Raw genomic sequence first — 17,533 nt, 5'->3', positions numbered from 1 at the left:
GAATTCACATGGTGCCTGACACCCGTTTTGTTTCGACACTATTTAATATTATTTGAATGATAATAGTGAAAACCGTCGAACGATTTTTTTTGCTTGTTCACTAATTTGACAAACTTCTATGTCTATTAATTTTATAATTATCTGAACAATGAAATAATAGGGAGTGTGATTTATGGAAAAGACAAATGCTAGTTTCATAGAACCCGTCAGTGAAGTTAATCTTCAGCCATCCAAATGGGCTTTGCAGAGTGGATTGAAAAAAATTCAACTAATGCTTGAGTCCTTTTTCATAAAAAAGGGGTTCTTGCTGTTATTGGTTGGTTTTTTGCTTGGACGGGCCTTGATTTTGGCGAAGTTGACTCCTTTTTGCCTTCCCTTCTTCGCTTCTGTTTATTTAATAAAACGAGATCGGGCACCGCTTGCCTTGATCGGACTGGTTATCGGAGCAGTGACCATTTCATTATCAAATGCTGCCAGTACCTTTATCATTACCCTTGGTTTTATCGTTGTTTTTCGTATTAGCAAGAAATGGCTAAGAAATGAGTTGAAGGCAGCGCCATTTTTTGTCGCTATTGTGCTTGGACTGGGGAAACTAGCTGAAGCGTTTATCCTTTCGACACAATTGACACTATATGACTTTATGATGGTGGGGGTACAGACAAGTCTTGCTTTTATATTGACGCTAATCTTTTTGCAAAGTATTCCATTGTTAACCTTTAACAAACGGAGACAATTGTTAAAGACGGAAGAAATTGTCTGTTTGATTATCATGCTTGCTTCTATCATGACAGGGACAATTGGCTGGAAGGTATATGACTTATCGGTTGAACATATCTTGTCGAGATACTTAGTGCTGGTGTTTTCATTTATTGCAGGGGCAACGGTAGGCTCCACTGTTGGGGTTGTCACGGGGTTAATTTTTAGCCTTGCAAGTGTTTCAAGTTTTTATCATATGAGTCTACTAGCTTTTTCCGGTGTTCTGGGCGGCCTAATGAAGGAAGGTAAGAAAATAGGTGTATCGATTGGTTTATTTATTGCCACGCTCCTCATTGGCATGTATGGGGAAGGCGGCGATGGTTCGATTCTGATGACGGTTTTAGAAACCGCGGCGGCCGTTTTCTTATTCATGCTAACACCTCAGGTATTAACTTCAAGATTAGCAAAATATATCCCTGGTACGCCGGAATACACAGCTGAACAACAAAAATATATGCGGAAGATGCGCGACGTCACGGCGCAGCGGGTATCACAATTCTCGAATGTCTTCCATGCCTTGTCCAAAAGCTTTTCACAAATGGAAGTTCAGCCAAGGGAAGACGAACATGAGCGGGAAATGGATTACTTTATGAGCAATGTTACTGAAAAAACCTGCCAAACCTGCTTTAAGAAGGATCAATGCTGGGCGAGCAATTTTAATACAACCTATGCTTATATGGAAGAGATTATTCATGAAATGGATCAAAACGATGGGAATATTTCTTCTAAACTAGCAAGGGAGTGGGAAAAAATTTGTACACGTTCCAAAAGAGTCTATGAATCAATTGGCCAGGAATTAACTTTTTACCAAGCTAACCAAAAGCTAAAACGACAGGTTCAGGAGAGCCGTAAGCTTGTTGCTGATCAATTGTTAGGTGTGTCAGAAGTAATGGAGAATTTCGCAAAGGAGATTCAGCGGGAAAGAGAAAATCACCACAAACAGGAAGAGCAAATTATGGAAGCGATGCAATCGTTCGGTATTCATATTGAGCAGGTGGAAATTTATAGTCTTGAACAAGGAAATGTCGATATTGAGATGTCCTTGCCATTTTGCAATGGCCATGGTGAATGTGAAAAGTTAATTGCTCCTATGCTATCAGATATTCTTGGTGAGACGATCGTTGTAAAACTGGAAGAATGTGCAACCGCCCCAACTGACTTCTGTCATGTGACGTTCAGGTCATCAAAGGCGTATACAGTGGAAACAGGTGTAGCTCATGCCGCAAAGGATGGTGGTCTTGTTTCTGGTGATAGCTATTCGACGATTGAACTTGGATTTGGTAAATATGCAATTGCTATCAGCGATGGGATGGGAAATGGAGAAAGGGCACATTACGAGAGTAAAGAAACATTGCTTCTTTTACAAAAGATCCTCCAATCGGGCATTGAGGAAAAGGTGGCGATTAAATCTGTTAATTCAATCCTTTCACTCCGGACAACGGATGAAATTTTTTCTACATTAGATTTAGCCATGATTGACCTGCAAAATGCATCAGCGAAGTTCCTTAAGATTGGTTCCACACCAAGCTTTATAAAGAGAGGAAATAAGATTATTAAAATCCAAGCCAGCAATTTGCCAATTGGGATGATTCAAGAATTTGAAGTGGACGTGGTAAGTGAACAATTGAAGGCTGGCGATTTACTCATCATGATGAGTGATGGGGTATTTGAAGGACCCTTGCATGTAGAAAACTATGATTTATGGATGAAGCGGAAACTACAAGGATTAGAGACAGACGACCCACAAGAAGTAGCGGATTTACTCCTTGAGGAAGTCATTCGGTCGCGATCAGAAATTATCCATGATGATATGACGGTGACCGTTGCAAAAATAAAACATAATACACCAAAATGGGCGTCAATTCCTGTGCAGAAAATAAAGCGCCAAGCCTAAACAAGTTATTTTACGCAGTCTTCTATTAAAATATGTATAAATCACCTTCTTCCCGTCGAAAATGGTACCAATACATGTAGTGGAGGGAGAAGGTTATGTACACAGGGAAGATTCGCCAAATTTTACTTATAACTGATGGATGTTCCAATCAAGGAGACGATCCAATTGCCATGGCTGCACTCGCTAGAGAACAGGGAATCACTGTTAATGTTATTGGAGTGATGGAACAGGATACTATTGATGAAAAAGGGATGACCGAAATTGAAGGGATTGCCATGTCTGGCGGGGGAGTCAGTCAAATTGTCTATGCCCAGCAATTATCGCAAACCGTACAGATGGTTACCCGCAAAGCCATGAATCAGACGATTCAAGGAGTAGTAAACAGAGAATTGCAGCAAATTTTGGGACGGTCACAAACCATGGAAGACCTCCCGCCTGAAAAACGCGGCGAAGTAATGGAGGTTGTGGATGAATTAGGAGAAACTGTCGAATTAGAGGTGTTGATTCTTGTCGATACAAGCGCCAGTATGAAACACAAGCTGCCGACAGTAAAAGAAGCACTCCTTGACCTCTCTCTAAGCTTGAATGCCCGTACAGGTGATAATCAATTTTCAGTTTACGTATTTCCCGGGAAAAAGAAAGATGTCGAAAAATTGCTGGATTGGACACCAAAGTTGCAAACATTGACAAGTGTATTTTCCCAATTGTCTACAGGAGGAATAACACCGACAGGGCCAGCGTTGCGGACAGCGCTATCCTCGTTTGATCAAAAACAATCCTTAAGGAGCCTTCTTTCACGTGATGATGAATCATACTTTGAAGAGTCAATGTAAGGTCAGCCCAGGAACGGTCATTTCAGGGAAATGGCATTTGAAAAAGTACACAATTGTAAGGGAACTTGGATTTGGAGCAAATGGGGTTGTCTACCTTGCCAAGCATAATAACACTCAAGTAGCATTGAAAATGAGTGATAATGGTATGTCGATTACTTCAGAAGTAAATGTTTTAAAATCCTTAGCAAAGGTCCAGGGAACCCCAACCCTTGGGCCTTCTTTGCTTGATGTTGATGATTGGCAAAGTAATCAAGGGCGTATTTCTTTTTATGTCATGGAATACATCGATGGTCCTGACTTCTTATCGTTTTTACAACAAAAGGGAAGGTCATGGACGAGTGTTTTATTTTTGCAGCTGTTAAATGATTTAGACAAGCTTCATGAAAACGGCTGGGTATTTGGAGACCTAAAGCCAGAAAATCTAATTGTCAACGGGCCACCCCCAAAAATAAGGTGCATTGATGTGGGCGGTACCACCATTCAGGGAAGAGCTATTAAGGAATTTACTGAGTTTTATGATCGGGGCTATTGGGGGCTGGGTTCAAGGAAAGCCGAACCTTCTTATGACTTGTTTGCAGTGGCCATGATTATGATCAACACTGCCTATCCGAAACGATTAACGAAAACGACGGGGGGAATCGCGCAATTAAGGGAAGCTATCCGTCAGAAACCAGAGTTAATAACTTGGGAAAAGGTCATTCTAAAAGCACTTCAAGGCCAATATAGCAGCGCGAAACAAATGAGAGCAGACTTAGTGGATCTAATGATTGATAAAAAAAATCCTGAGCCAGCTCCCGTAAAGACGGGTGGGATAAGCAGACCAGCACCAAAACAACAGCCTCATCAGGGTTCTATGGGCAGCAAGTCAATGACAAGGCAGCATTACCGTAAAAAGAAGAAAAAAAGCGGTTGGATGGAATTCTGGTTAATCGCTATTGTGTTAGGCCTTTTATACGCTTGGTATACATTTAATAAATTACTATAAATGTTTGAAACTATTTGTTAAGTCATTCGTATAACATTTAATACGTGAAGATTTCAATAAATGGATAGGAAAAATTTCTAGGCTATTTGTAATATCAATGCTTTGATACTTTATTCTTAAAAGTGGTAGACTAAAGTTATTCTTACTAGTTAAAAGTTCTAAACTTTGTTTTAAGGAAGAGTGCAATATTATGTTGGAAACAAAGGTCAAGACTTTTCTAAACCACCAGGCATTTAGTTTAACTTCGAAAAAAATTGTCATTGGTGTTTCGGGGGGTCCGGATTCGTTAGCGCTGCTTGCACTATCTGCTTGCGGAAAAAGAGAAGCAGAATATGCTTCTTGTTGTTGCCCACGTAGACCATATGTTTCGTGGTCAGGAGTCTTATGAGGATGCGATTTTTGTTCAGAAATTTTGTAAACAGAATAACGTACCGTTTGAAATGACTCAGGTCAATGTTCCGGAAATTATAGAATTAACAGGTAAAAGTTCACAAATTGCAGCACGCGATGTGAGGTATGAGTTTTTTTTAAAGATTATGGAAAAGTATCAATATCCATTTTTAGCGCTGGCACATCACGGCGATGATCAAATGGAAACAATGTTAATGAGAGTAACAAGGGGCAGTACGGGGCTTGCTCGTGCAGGCATTCCATTTATCCGCCCATTTTACAGCGGCACAATTTTTCGTCCGTTCTTAGGGTTGGAAAGGGCTGACATAGAAGATTATTGTCAAAGGCATCACCTTAGCCCAAGAATAGATCCAAGTAATGAAAAAGGAATTTATAGCAGAAATCGATTTCGTAAAGAAGTAATTCCCTTTTTAAAAAAAGAAAACCCGCATGTCCATGAACATTTTCAACGGTTTAATGAGGAATTAACCAACGATGAAATCTTTCTTCAGGAATTAACTATTCAGCAGCTGAATACAGTAATGACAAAAAAGGAAGAGTGCAAAATTACCATTGACATTCATCGGTTTCTTGAGATGCCTTTACCTTTACAAAGGAGAGGGATTCAACTAATATTAAACTATCTTTACAAAGAAAAACCGACTTCTTTATCTGCTGTACATATCGATCAAGTATTTTTGTTAATTCAGCATCCTCGGCCATCAGGTCAACTTGATTTTCCTAATGGTTTAAAAGTTATCCGTTCTTATTACTCCCTTACATTCCAATTTCAAACGAATGAGACACCGTCATATCATTTTGAATTGAAAGAACCGGGTGTGATTAACTTGCCGAATGGCGGGGAAATTAATTGCAGATATGTAACGGAGGAAACTCTGGATGCAGATGTAAACACAGCTTTGTTTAGTGTAGGCAGGATAAAGTGGCCAATTATTATTCGTTCTAGAAAAATTGGTGATCGAATGACGATCAAGGGAATGAATGGTTCAAAAAAATTAAAGTCTATATTTATTGATCAAAAAGTACCTATGCGGGAACGCAATATGTGGCCAGTATTAACTGACAAAGAAGGTAATATTATTTGGCTGCCAGGTTTAAAAAAGTCTTCATTTGAAGGTATAGATTGCCATACTAAACAATATATACTATTCACATATCAAAAGTAGGGATCTTCTAGGAGGCACATTTAGATGAAACAGGATATTGAAAAAGTACTAGTAAGTGAAGAAGAGATTCAAGATAAAATCAGGAATCTAGCTGCAGAATTAACGGAAGAGTACCAAGATAAATTCCCGCTTGCTATTGGGGTATTAAAGGGTGCGATGCCGTTTATGGGTGATTTATTAAAACGGATGGATTGCTATCTAGAAATGGATTTTATGGATGTATCGAGTTATGGAACCGGACTTGTTTCTTCTGGAGAAGTAAAAATTATTAAGGATTTAGATACATCTGTAGAAGGAAGAGACATCCTTATTATCGAAGATATTATCGACAGCGGTTTAACGCTTAGCTATTTGGTTGACTTGTTTAAATACCGGAAAGCAAAATCCATCAAGATTGTGACACTGCTTGATAAACCAACAGGCAGAAAAAGTGCAATACAAGCGGATTACGTTGGTTTTATTGTGCCAGATGAATTTGTTGTCGGTTATGGCTTGGATTATATAGAAAAATATCGAAACCTTCCATACATTGGCGTCTTAAAACCTGAAGTATACACAAATAATCTCTAAGGGACCTTACCGTTTACTTTGAGATAGAAAGTCCTATCAAAGTGTAATTTCTTGAATTTGTAAGATTTACTATGATACCATTTACTATAGTTTGTCTATCGCGGGAGGAGGTAAGAGATGAATCGGATTTTCCGTAATACCATCTTTTATTTATTGATATTTTTAGTCATTATTGGTGTGGTAAGTTTCTTTAATGGAAGCAATGAGTCAACAGATCATATTTCATATGATAAGTTTGTTACTCAATTAGAAAGCGGCGATGTAAAATCGTTCTCGATGCAGCCTGAACGCGGGGTTTATGAAGTCCGTGGTGAGTTGGAATCGAAGAAAAAATTCATAACATATGTTCCGAATAGTGAAGAAATTATTAACAAAATTAATAAAGCTGATTCAAAAGTAGAAGTAATGCCTGCAAAGGAAACAAGCGGATGGGTGACTTTCTTTACATCAATTATTCCGTTTGTGATTATCTTTATCTTATTCTTCTTCTTATTAAACCAAGCACAAGGCGGCGGCAGCCGTGTCATGAACTTTGGTAAATCCAAAGCGAAGCTTTATAACGATGATAAGAAAAAGGTGCGTTTTAGAGATGTAGCAGGTGCTGATGAAGAAAAGGCAGAACTAGTGGAAGTGGTTGAATTTTTAAAGGATCCACGGAAATTTGCTGAATTGGGTGCCCGGATTCCAAAAGGGGTTCTTCTTGTAGGACCTCCTGGTACTGGTAAGACATTGCTTGCTCGTGCTACTGCAGGTGAAGCAGGCGTTCCGTTCTTCTCAATTAGTGGTTCTGATTTCGTTGAAATGTTTGTCGGGGTCGGGGCTTCCCGTGTCCGTGATTTATTTGAAAATGCAAAGAAAAATGCACCATGTATTATCTTTATTGATGAAATTGATGCCGTTGGACGTCAGCGTGGCGCAGGTTTAGGCGGCGGACACGATGAACGTGAGCAAACCTTGAACCAATTGCTTGTTGAAATGGACGGATTTGGGGCAAATGAAGGAATTATCATTATTGCTGCTACCAACCGTGCAGATATTCTAGATCCTGCGTTATTACGTCCAGGTCGTTTTGACCGGCAAATTACTGTTGACCGTCCGGATGTTGTTGGACGTGAAGCAGTCCTTAAAGTACATGCACGTAATAAACCATTAGATGAATCTGTTAACTTGAAAAATATTGCAATGCGTACACCAGGTTTCTCTGGTGCAGATTTAGAAAACTTATTGAATGAGGCAGCATTAGTTGCAGCCCGAAGCAGTAAGAAGAAAATTGATATGGAAGACATTGATGAAGCAACAGACCGTGTCATTGCCGGACCAGCTAAAAAGAGCCGGGTGATTTCTGAAAAAGAACGTAATATTGTTGCTTTCCATGAGGGCGGCCATACAGTGATCGGTTTAGTGCTCGATGAGGCGGACATGGTCCACAAGGTTACCATTGTACCTCGTGGTCAAGCAGGCGGATATGCTGTCATGCTTCCTAGAGAAGACCGTTACTTTATGACGAAGCCAGAATTACTTGATAAAATTGTTGGTTTATTAGGCGGCCGTGTCGCTGAAGAGATTGTCTTTGGTGAAGTAAGTACAGGGGCACATAATGACTTCCAACGTGCTACGGGAATTGCTAGAAAGATGGTAACCGAATATGGTATGAGTGATAAACTTGGACCACTTCAGTTTGGTCAAGGTTCGGGCGGTCAAGTATTCTTAGGCCGTGACATTCATAATGAACAAAATTATTCTGATGCGATTGCTTACGAAATCGACTTGGAAGTTCAACGCATTATTAAAGAATGTTATGAAAGAGCCAGAGTCATTCTCACTGAAAATCGTGATAAGCTTGACCTCATTGCGAAAACATTGCTTGAAGTGGAAACACTTGTGGCTGAACAGATTAAATACTTGGTTGACCATGGCCATATGCCAGAGCCTAATCAAGCTTTAGAAGCTGTTAAAATTGGCCCGAAAAAAACAGAAGATGTGAAGGTCAATATCAATAAGAAAAAGGATGAGGCTGACACTCAGAATCCTTCTGATGAATTAGATAATCAATAAATGATGTAAAGAGTGCTTCGCTGAAGCACTCTTTTTTTCATGATTAAACAAATATATGGTATTATGTTTTCAGTAAAGAGGAGAATAATCTGAAAAGTGAGTGATAGATTTGATTTTCGTATTTGACGTAGGAAATACCAATATTGTTTTAGGTGTATATGATGGTGAGGAGCTTAAATATCATTGGCGTGTTGAAACCAATAGAAACCGCACGGAAGATGAGTTTGGAATGAACATTAAAGCTTTGTTTGATCATGCAGGACTCTCTTTTTCAGATATTGACGGGATCATTATTTCTTCAGTTGTTCCACCAATCATGTTTGCGCTTGAGAGAATGTGCCAAAAATATTTTCACATTAAGCCGTTTGTGGTTGGACCAGGGATTAAAACAGGTCTGAATATTAAATATGAAAACCCTAGAGAAGTTGGCGCGGACCGAATTGTCAATGCTGTTGCTGCTATTCATGAGTATGGCAGTCCACTAATTATCGTCGATTTTGGAACAGCGACAACTTATTGTTATGTGAATGAGGAACGTCAGTATATGGGTGGTGCCATTGCTCCAGGAGTGGGTATTTCAACGGAGGCGTTGTATTCACGAGCGTCAAAGCTGCCTAGGATAGAGATTGCCAGACCGGAAGGGGTAATTGGTAAAAATACAATAGCGGCAATGCAGGCAGGAATTGTCTATGGGTATGTTGGCCAAGTAGAGGGAATTGTCAAGCGGATGATGGAGCAGGGTGAGAAAAAGCCTACCGTTATTGCGACAGGCGGATTAGCTAATTTAATTGCTCAAGAATCAACCATTATTGATATTGTTGATCCATTTTTAACTTTAAAAGGGTTACAGCTTATCTATAAAAGGAACATAGGACAACCTAAGGAATAACAGTTAGAAAGGGGTTTACCAATGAAGGATTATCTTGTTAAAGCACTTGCATATGATGGAAATATTCGCGCCTTTGCCGTTCGGACAACAGAAACTGTGACCGAGGCACAAAGACGCCATCAGACATGGCGGACAGCTTCTGCCGCACTGGGCAGGACGTTGACCGCAGGAGTAATGATGGGGGCTATGCTTAAAGGTGAGGATAAATTAACGATAAAAATTAATGGCGGCGGCCCACTAGGACCGATTGTTGTCGATAGTAATGCCAAAGGGGAAGTTCGAGGCTATGTAACCAATCCAGAGGTGGATTTCGAATCGAATGAACACGGAAAGCTTGATGTCCGTCGTGCTGTTGGGACAGACGGTGTGTTAGCTGTCGTCAAAGATACAGGATTGCGTGACTTTTTTTCTGGACAAGTTCCGCTTGTATCTGGTGAATTAGGTGAGGACTTTACTTATTATTTTGCCACTTCTGAGCAGGTTCCATCTTCCGTTGGTGTAGGTGTCTTAGTGAACCCAGATGATACGATTTTGGCGGCAGGCGGGTTTATTTTTCAATTAATGCCTGGCACACCAGAGCCAATCATTTCAAAAATGGAGGAACGGTTAAAAACGATTGAGCCAATCTCTAAATTAATTGAACGTGGACTAACACCAGAGCAAATCCTCGAAGAGCTTTTTGGAAAAGAACAGGTAAAGGTGTTAGAAACGATGCCGGTGGGGTTTGTCTGTAATTGCTCTAAAGAACGGTTTGCAAATGCAATTGTCGGCTTAGGAGCAGCAGAGATTACGGCAATGATTGAAGAAGATGGTCAGGCTGAGGCACATTGCCATTTTTGCAATGAAAAATACCTTTTTACAAGTGAGGAATTAGAAGAGCTTAAAAAGGAAGCAAAATAACAGGTGCTTTCGCTTTCTGATTGGGGGAGAGAGGTTGGGAAGGAAGCAGCTTTGGCTGGTGATTGCGGCTCTGATATTGGTGAATTGCCTTACGGTCGCTTTTTTTCTTTCAAAGGCAAATACGGCAGGCGGTACCTCAGGAAATGAAGAGACAGTAGCTACGATTGGAAAAAAGACGATCTTGCGGCAAGATTGGCTTAATGAGCTCGAATCTAGGTATGGAAAAGACGTTTTAAAGGAAATGGTTGACCAAAAGGTCATTGAAGAAATGGCGGCGAAATATCATATTAACGTATCCAGCCAGGATGTCGACCGCGAATTTAGAATGCTGCAATCCACCACGAATTCATTTACTAAACAAAATAGTAGGAATGCAAAAAAGTGGAAGGAACAAATCCGCAGTAACCTTTTGTTAGAGGAACTATTAACAAAAGATGTTGAAATTTCAACCGGTGAACTGGAAAGCTATTATCAGAAAAATAAAGACCTTTTTGATGTACCATCTGCTTATCATTTATCACATATTGTTGTTCCTACACAGGAAGAGGCAGACAGAGCGATGCAAGAGTTGGCCCAAGGTTCGAATTTTTCAACGTTAGCCATGGAACGATCCATTGATGAGTTTTCTGCTAATGAGGGTGGAGATATTGGTTATATTAGTGTGGGGGATGAGAGGTATCCCGGCCAATATATTGAAGAAGCTAAAGAACTAAAGGTTGGTGACCACAGTATGCCTGTTAAAGTAGAAGGAGGCTATGCCATCCTTAAGCTTGATGGAAAGGTCAGTGGAAAGAAATATTCTTTTGCAGATGTAAAAGAGCAAATTCGCCGGCAAATCGCTCTTGAACAAATGAAATCACCGGCTTCTGCAACTACCTTTTGGGATGATGCGAAGGTCGAATGGTTCTATGGTCATAAAGGGAACTAAAGCACAGGATACTATTCTGTGCTTTTTTTAAATAGCAAGTGTAAAAATGTTTGAATATTGTAAAAATACGCAAACAAAACGATTGACAAACCCAGTATAGAACTGGTAAATTTAATGATATAAATCCAATCAATTTACTCGGAATAGGGGTGCTCTTAATGGTTCGTGTTGCAAATTCAGTTGCCGAATTAGTCGGCCAAACGCCAATTGTTAAATTAAACAGATTAGTAGATGAAAATAGTGCTGAGGTTTATTTAAAACTAGAATATTTTAACCCAGGCAGCAGTGTAAAGGATCGTATCGCTTTAGCTATGATTGAAGCGGCAGAAGAGCAAGGGTTAATCAAACCAGGTGTAGATACCATTATTGAGCCTACAAGCGGAAATACTGGAATTGGACTTGCAATGATTGCTGCAGCAAAAGGTTACAAAGCCGTGTTTGTTATGCCTGAAACGATGAGTTTGGAAAGACGGAACCTCCTCCGTGCATATGGAGCAGAACTTGTATTAACACCTGGACCAGCGGGTATGAAGGGTGCAATTGCTAAGGCTGAAGAGCTTGTTAAGGAACATGGCTATTTCTTGCCACAACAATTTAAAAACCAAGCAAACCCTGAGGTTCATAGAAGAACAACAGGTAAAGAAATTGTTGAACAAATGAATCAATTAGATGCATTTGTTTCTGGAATTGGTACGGGTGGAACGATCTCTGGTGCAGGAAGTGTTCTTCGCGAATCATTCCCTGAAATTAAAATTTTTGCGATTGAACCAACAGATTCACCAGTTCTTTCAGGTGGAGCTCCTGGTCCACATAAACTTCAAGGCCTTGGTGCAGGATTTGTTCCTGAAACTTTAAATACTGACATTTATGATGAAGTGATCCAAGTTGGTACGGAGGAAGCATTTGCCGCGTCAAGACGTGCAGCAAGAGAAGAAGGAATTCTTGGCGGAATTTCTTCAGGTGCAGCGATCCACGCAGCATTAGAAGTTGCTAAGAAATTAGGTAAAGGTAAAAAGGTACTTGCTATTATTCCTGATAATGGCGAACGTTATTTAAGTACGGTGCTTTACCAATACGATGCTGAATAATAGTATCTAAGAGGCGTCGGCTTTGCCGATGCTTCTTTTTTTTGTAAACCAATTAGGATTTCATGTATGATAATAGGAGTGAAAAAAGGCTGGATAAGGAGGAAAGGTATGAAAACATCTCAAGAACTAATCCAATGTGGACCATATACCTTGGATAGTAGTAAAAAAACCATTATTATGGGCATTTTAAATGCTACTCCAGATTCCTTTTCGGATGGCGGGAAATTCAACAAGGTTGAAATGGCTGTTCAACGGGCAAAAGAAATGGTGGCAAATGGTGCGGATATAATTGATATCGGCGGGGAATCGACACGGCCAGGCTTTGCAGCCGTACCTGCTGAGGAAGAGCTTGAGCGGGTGATTCCAGTCATTAAGGCAATTTCTGAACAAGTCCAAGTTCCGATCTCGATTGATACGTATAAAGCTGAAGTGGCGAAGCAAGCAATAGAAGCTGGGGCTCATATCATCAATGATGTATGGGGGGCAAAAGCAGATGAAAAGATGGGACAAGTGGCGGCTGAATACGGTGTTCCGATTGTACTTATGCATAATCGTCAGGACCGAAACTACAAGGTATTTATGAGAGATGTCATCAATGACCTCTATGAAAGTATAGCCATCGTTAAAAAGGCGGGAGTGAAGGATGAGCAGATTATCCTCGACCCTGGTATCGGTTTTGCTAGGGATTATAAAGAAAATCTGCTAACCATGCAGAATTTGGATACGTTTGTTAGTTTAGGTTATCCCGTATTATTAGGGACTTCCAGAAAATCGATGATTGGACAAGCATTAGATCTCCCTATTCATGAAAGAATGGAAGGTACAGGAGCAACCATCTGTTTCGGAATCCAAAAGGGCTGCCATATAGTCCGTGTTCACGATGTGAAAGAAATGAGCAGAATGGCTAAAATGATGGATGCCCTGATGGGAAAGGGTGAAACGATTGGATAAAATCTACGTCAATAGGATGGAGTTTTACGGCTACCATGGTGTATTTTCAGAAGAGACTCGCTTAGGGCAACGCTTTGCCGTCGACTTATCGGTTGCTATTGATTTAAAAAAAGCAGGCGAAACGGATAATCTGGAATTCTCAGTGAATTATGCGGAACTATACCAAGTTTGCAAAGAGATAGTGGAGGGTCCGCCTTTTAAATTAGTCGAGGCGGTGGCAGAGAGAATTGTAGCTGGCGTGCTGACAGGCTTCCCGCTTATATCTGAAGTAACTGTTAAAGTGATTAAACCGGATCCGCCCATTCCAGGTCATTACCGCTCCGTTGCAGTAGAAATTACAAGGAGAAGATAAAAGTGGAAAACACAGCATTTATTGCCCTTGGCTCGAACATAGGAAACCGTTATGATAATATAACGAGTGCAATCAAAAGATTAACAAGTTATTCTGGAATTAATTTGGTAAATTACTCCTCTATTTATGAGACGGATCCGATTGGCTATGAAGATCAAGATTTATTTTTAAATATGGTAATCGAGATTAAGACAGCCTTTAGTCCAATGGATTTATTAGATTTATGTTTAGAAATCGAAATAGAACTTGGAAGAAAAAGGGAAATAAAGTGGGGTCCACGGACAATAGACCTTGACATTCTTACCTTTAACCAAGAAAATATTCAAAGCGAGAAGCTTATCGTTCCACATCCAAGGATGTTAGAGCGAGCGTTTGTAATTATTCCACTTTTAGAAATCTATCAGGACAAGAAATGTTCGGAGATAAATAAATTACTCGAGGCATCATTAGAAGAATTACCAAATAAAGAAGGAGTCCGAATATGGAAGCGGAAAAATGGGGAAGACGTATTCGAGCCTATCGGAAGTTAAAGGGCTTTACACAAGAAGGTTTTTCGAAGGAACTAGGTGTATCCGTATCGATTTTAGGCGAAATTGAAAGAGGAAATCGCCTTCCTGCCACTGATTTACTGGAAAGGATTGCGAATTCTTTAAAAATCACAATAGATGACTTAAAGCCGAAAGATTTATAAAGCTGGCGCTGTCCTAGATTGTATTCTAAGTTCAACTCATGAATCATTACAAGATTGGAGGTAGATTCATGTTAAAGATTGGCGATATTGAAATGAAGAATCCAGTAGTCCTGGCCCCGATGGCCGGAGTATGTAACTCGGCATTCCGTTTAACGGTAAAAGAGTTCGGTGCTGGTTTGGTTTGTGCAGAGATGGTAAGTGATAAAGGGATCGTTCTTAAAAATGAGAAAACAATGAATATGCTTTATATCGATGAGCGTGAAAAACCGTTAAGCTTGCAAATCTTTGGCGGTGAGAAAGAAACACTTGTCCAAGCGGCTAAATTTGTTGATCAGAATACCAATGCTGATATTATTGATATTAATATGGGCTGCCCTGTTCCTAAAATTACAAAATGTGATGCTGGAGCGAAATGGCTGCTAGACCCAAATAAAATTTACGAGATGGTTTCTGCGGTGGTAGCAGAGGTTGATAAACCTGTAACTGTAAAAATGCGGATGGGCTGGGATGATGAGCATATTTTTGCCGTTAAAAATGCTCAGGCCGTAGAACGTGCAGGAGGAAAGGCTGTATCCTTGCATGGCCGAACGCGCGTTCAGATGTATGAGGGAAAAGCTAACTGGGATATTATTCGTGAAGTAAAGCAAAACCTTAATATTCCGTTGATAGGAAATGGTGATATTTTGACACCGCAAGATGCCAAGCGCATGCTTGAAGAAACTGGTGTAGATGGGGTAATGATCGGAAGAGCTGCTTTAGGTGACCCGTGGATGATTTACCGGACCGTTCAATATTTAGAAACTGGTATTTTAATGCCTCAACCAACGATTAGAGAAAAGATTGATGTATGCATCCTTCATCTTGACCGCTTAATTGCGCTTAAGGATGAATATATTGCGGTCCGTGAAATGCGCAAGCATACAGCCTGGTATTTAAAAGGGGTGCGCGGCAACGCAAAAGTTCGTAATGCTATTAATGAATGTGATACTAGAGATCAATTAGTAACATTATTAAACGAATTGGTTATAGAAGTGGAAGCATTAGAACAAAGTCAGTTAATTGTAGGTTAAACTTGTCACTTAAAGTGTCTTTTCTATACTAATTTGGATGCTGCCAGTGAAAAAACTGGCAGTTTTTATTTTATTAACATCTTTTTTGATGTCTGAAAGTATAAGTTTGTGTAAAATAATAAAGTATGTAGAAAAATGGGATCGCCTTATTTATAGCATTTTACATAATAAAAGATTATTGGAGTGAATATTATGAGTCAGGAAGATTTAAATGACCAATTAATGGTCAGACGTGAAAAAATGAATACCATGCGTGAAAATGGTTTAGATCCATTCGGAAAACGTTTTGACCGCACACACAGCACAAAGGAATTAGTTGAGCAATATGCTGAATTAGAAAAAGAAGAGCTAGAAGCAAAAAATGTTGCTGTTTCTTTAGCAGGCCGTATTATGACGAAACGTGGAAAAGGAAAAGCGGGCTTTGCGCATCTTCAAGATTTAACAGGTCAAATTCAAGTCTATGTTCGCCAAGATGCAGTCGGAGAGGAAAACTATAAACTATTCGATTCTTCAGATCTTGGAGACATCATTGGGGTAACTGGTACACTATTTAAAACAAAAGTAGGCGAACTATCGGTTAAAGTGGAAAACTTTGTGTTTTTAACAAAGGCGTTACGCCCGCTCCCTGATAAATTTCATGGACTTAAAGATGTTGAACAGCGCTACCGTCAACGTTATTTAGACTTAATTATGAGTCAAGAAAGTAAGGCTACTTTTATTTCAAGAAGCCGTATTATTCAATCAATGCGTCGTTATTTAGATGACCACGGCTATTTAGAAGTGGAAACACCAATGATGCATTCTATCGCTGGTGGAGCATCTGCACGTCCATTCATAACACACCATAATGCTCTTGATATGCCATTATTTATGAGGATTGCGATTGAGCTGCACTTAAAACGCTTGATTGTCGGCGGTCTAGAAAAAGTTTATGAGATTGGCCGTGTTTTCCGGAATGAAGGTGTCTCTACCCGTCACAACCCTGAATTTACAATGATTGAACTTTATGAAGCTTATGCAGATTACCGTGATATCATGAGTTTGACAGAAAATCTAATTGCTCATATTGCCCAAGAAGTAGTTGGTTCAACGACTGTTCAATATGGCGATTATGAGGTAGATCTTAAACCTGAGTGGAAAAGACTTCACATGGTAGATGCTATCAAAGAATACACTGGTGCAGACTTCTGGAACGAGATGAGTGTAGAAGAAGCTCGTGAACTTGCGAAAGAACACGGTGTTGAAATTAATAACAACATGCTTTATGGCCATATTGTTAATGAATTCTTCGAGCAAAAGGTAGAGGAAAAGTTAATCCAGCCTACTTTCATTTACGGTCATCCAGTAGAGATCTCGCCGCTTGCGAAGAAAAATGATGAGGACCCAAGATTCACAGATCGTTTTGAATTGTTCATTGTCGCTCGTGAACATGCGAACGCATTTACAGAGCTGAATGATCCGATTGATCAAAGAGAACGGTTTGAAGCACAATTAAAAGAACGTGAACAAGGAAATGACGAAGCTCATATGATGGATGACGACTTCGTTGAAGCTTTAGAATATGGTATGCCGCCTACTGGAGGATTAGGAATTGGAATAGACCGCTTAGTTATGCTGCTTACTAATTCCCCATCTATCCGTGACGTACTATTATTCCCGCTTATGCGTCATAAATAGTATCTTTAAAAAGTGCCATTCCAATGGCACTTTTTTTTATGACTAAACCATCAAAAAGTTAGAATATTATTACTTTGGATATTTGGTGAAAAAATTATAAAAATGCTATTGCACCCAAACTCGAATGGTGGTATATTAATATCTGTTGCTGCGAGACAGATGCAGTGATAAAAAAAGAATTAAAAAAGTTATTGACTTTCGGTTGATAACTTGGTAAGATAATAAAGTCGCTTTAAGGCGATTGAGTAATTGATCTTTGAAAACTAAACAAACAAAATCGTGCAAACAAACAATAAATTTTAGTTTCAAAAATGAAA

Annotated in this window: 16 protein-coding genes; all 16 read left to right on the top strand. The window is 39.7% G+C overall.

Annotated features, from left to right (window positions below):
- Positions 1–172 precede the first annotated feature (172 nt).
- The gene (spoIIE, locus tag V7659_RS05555; RefSeq protein ID WP_335538668.1) at positions 173–2,650 is read left to right on the top strand and encodes a stage II sporulation protein E; all 2,478 of its coding nucleotides are present in this window, start codon (positions 173–175) and stop codon (positions 2,648–2,650) included.
- Positions 2,651–2,745: 95 nt separating this feature from the next.
- A complete protein-coding gene (locus V7659_RS05550) occupies positions 2,746–3,483 on the top strand; it encodes a vWA domain-containing protein (RefSeq protein WP_144555624.1) in 738 nt (245 codons plus the stop codon).
- Entirely contained in the window at positions 3,452–4,468 is a 1,017-nt protein-coding gene (locus tag V7659_RS05545; protein ID WP_335538667.1) for a serine/threonine protein kinase, read from the top strand. The genes V7659_RS05550 and V7659_RS05545 overlap by 32 nt, the downstream gene beginning before the upstream one ends.
- Positions 4,469–4,800: 332 nt before the next feature.
- Complete coding sequence (tilS, locus tag V7659_RS05540) at positions 4,801–6,045, top strand: tRNA lysidine(34) synthetase TilS (protein WP_335538665.1); 1,245 nt, start codon at positions 4,801–4,803, stop codon at positions 6,043–6,045.
- 24 nt (positions 6,046–6,069) lie between these two features.
- Entirely contained in the window at positions 6,070–6,615 is a 546-nt protein-coding gene (hpt, locus tag V7659_RS05535) for a hypoxanthine phosphoribosyltransferase (RefSeq protein ID WP_283876927.1), read from the top strand.
- Positions 6,616–6,732: 117 nt separating this feature from the next.
- Positions 6,733–8,670, top strand: a complete 1,938-nt coding sequence (gene ftsH, locus V7659_RS05530; RefSeq protein WP_335538662.1) for an ATP-dependent zinc metalloprotease FtsH — start codon at positions 6,733–6,735, stop codon at positions 8,668–8,670.
- A gap of 109 nt (positions 8,671–8,779) precedes the next feature.
- On the top strand, positions 8,780–9,559 hold the full coding sequence (locus V7659_RS05525) for a type III pantothenate kinase (RefSeq protein WP_335538661.1): 780 nt from the start codon (positions 8,780–8,782) through the stop codon (positions 9,557–9,559).
- A 21-nt stretch (positions 9,560–9,580) separates the two neighbouring features.
- On the top strand, positions 9,581–10,459 hold the full coding sequence (gene hslO, locus V7659_RS05520; protein WP_335538659.1) for an Hsp33 family molecular chaperone HslO: 879 nt from the start codon (positions 9,581–9,583) through the stop codon (positions 10,457–10,459).
- A gap of 34 nt (positions 10,460–10,493) precedes the next feature.
- A complete protein-coding gene (locus V7659_RS05515) occupies positions 10,494–11,387 on the top strand; it encodes a peptidyl-prolyl cis-trans isomerase (protein ID WP_335538658.1) in 894 nt (297 codons plus the stop codon).
- 158 nt (positions 11,388–11,545) lie between these two features.
- On the top strand, positions 11,546–12,475 hold the full coding sequence (cysK, locus tag V7659_RS05510; RefSeq protein WP_335538657.1) for a cysteine synthase A: 930 nt from the start codon (positions 11,546–11,548) through the stop codon (positions 12,473–12,475).
- A 108-nt stretch (positions 12,476–12,583) separates the two neighbouring features.
- Positions 12,584–13,426 carry a dihydropteroate synthase gene (gene folP / locus V7659_RS05505; protein ID WP_335538655.1) on the top strand — a complete coding sequence of 281 codons (843 nt, stop codon included), beginning with the start codon at positions 12,584–12,586 and terminating at the stop codon, positions 13,424–13,426.
- The gene (folB, locus tag V7659_RS05500) at positions 13,419–13,778 is read left to right on the top strand and encodes a dihydroneopterin aldolase (RefSeq protein ID WP_335538654.1); all 360 of its coding nucleotides are present in this window, start codon (positions 13,419–13,421) and stop codon (positions 13,776–13,778) included. The genes folP and folB overlap by 8 nt, the downstream gene beginning before the upstream one ends.
- 2 nt (positions 13,779–13,780) lie before the next feature.
- Positions 13,781–14,308: a 2-amino-4-hydroxy-6-hydroxymethyldihydropteridine diphosphokinase gene (gene folK, locus V7659_RS05495; protein ID WP_335538652.1), complete on the top strand. Its 528-nt coding sequence runs from the start codon at positions 13,781–13,783 to the stop codon at positions 14,306–14,308.
- Positions 14,260–14,469: a helix-turn-helix domain-containing protein gene (locus V7659_RS05490; protein WP_144555636.1), complete on the top strand. Its 210-nt coding sequence runs from the start codon at positions 14,260–14,262 to the stop codon at positions 14,467–14,469. The genes folK and V7659_RS05490 overlap by 49 nt, the downstream gene beginning before the upstream one ends.
- A 68-nt stretch (positions 14,470–14,537) precedes the next feature.
- Positions 14,538–15,539: a tRNA dihydrouridine synthase DusB gene (gene dusB, locus V7659_RS05485; protein ID WP_335538650.1), complete on the top strand. Its 1,002-nt coding sequence runs from the start codon at positions 14,538–14,540 to the stop codon at positions 15,537–15,539.
- Positions 15,540–15,731: 192 nt separating this feature from the next.
- A complete protein-coding gene (gene lysS / locus V7659_RS05480; RefSeq protein ID WP_335538648.1) occupies positions 15,732–17,216 on the top strand; it encodes a lysine--tRNA ligase in 1,485 nt (494 codons plus the stop codon).
- The last annotated feature ends 317 nt before the right edge of the window (positions 17,217–17,533 follow it).

Source organism: Neobacillus drentensis, from assembly GCF_036966985.1.
In the GTDB taxonomy this organism is placed as follows: Bacteria; Bacillota; Bacilli; order Bacillales; family Cytobacillaceae; genus Neobacillus; species Neobacillus drentensis_E.
This window is presented reverse-complemented; position numbering and strand designations above follow the sequence as displayed.

Bases quoted from the DNA above. Each gene is read 5' to 3' on its own strand.
- spoIIE (WP_335538668.1), top strand. From the start codon at position 173: ATGGAAAAGACAAATGCTAGTTTCATAGAACCCGTCAGTGAAGTTAAT.
- V7659_RS05550 (WP_144555624.1), top strand. From the start codon at position 2,746: ATGTACACAGGGAAGATTCGCCAAATTTTACTTATAACTGATGGATGT.
- V7659_RS05545 (WP_335538667.1), top strand. From the start codon at position 3,452: ATGATGAATCATACTTTGAAGAGTCAATGTAAGGTCAGCCCAGGAACG.
- tilS (WP_335538665.1), top strand. From the start codon at position 4,801: ATGCTTCTTGTTGTTGCCCACGTAGACCATATGTTTCGTGGTCAGGAG.
- hpt (WP_283876927.1), top strand. From the start codon at position 6,070: ATGAAACAGGATATTGAAAAAGTACTAGTAAGTGAAGAAGAGATTCAA.
- ftsH (WP_335538662.1), top strand. From the start codon at position 6,733: ATGAATCGGATTTTCCGTAATACCATCTTTTATTTATTGATATTTTTA.
- hslO (WP_335538659.1), top strand. From the start codon at position 9,581: ATGAAGGATTATCTTGTTAAAGCACTTGCATATGATGGAAATATTCGC.
- cysK (WP_335538657.1), top strand. From the start codon at position 11,546: ATGGTTCGTGTTGCAAATTCAGTTGCCGAATTAGTCGGCCAAACGCCA.
- folP (WP_335538655.1), top strand. From the start codon at position 12,584: ATGAAAACATCTCAAGAACTAATCCAATGTGGACCATATACCTTGGAT.
- V7659_RS05490 (WP_144555636.1), top strand. From the start codon at position 14,260: ATGGAAGCGGAAAAATGGGGAAGACGTATTCGAGCCTATCGGAAGTTA.
- dusB (WP_335538650.1), top strand. From the start codon at position 14,538: ATGTTAAAGATTGGCGATATTGAAATGAAGAATCCAGTAGTCCTGGCC.
- lysS (WP_335538648.1), top strand. From the start codon at position 15,732: ATGAGTCAGGAAGATTTAAATGACCAATTAATGGTCAGACGTGAAAAA.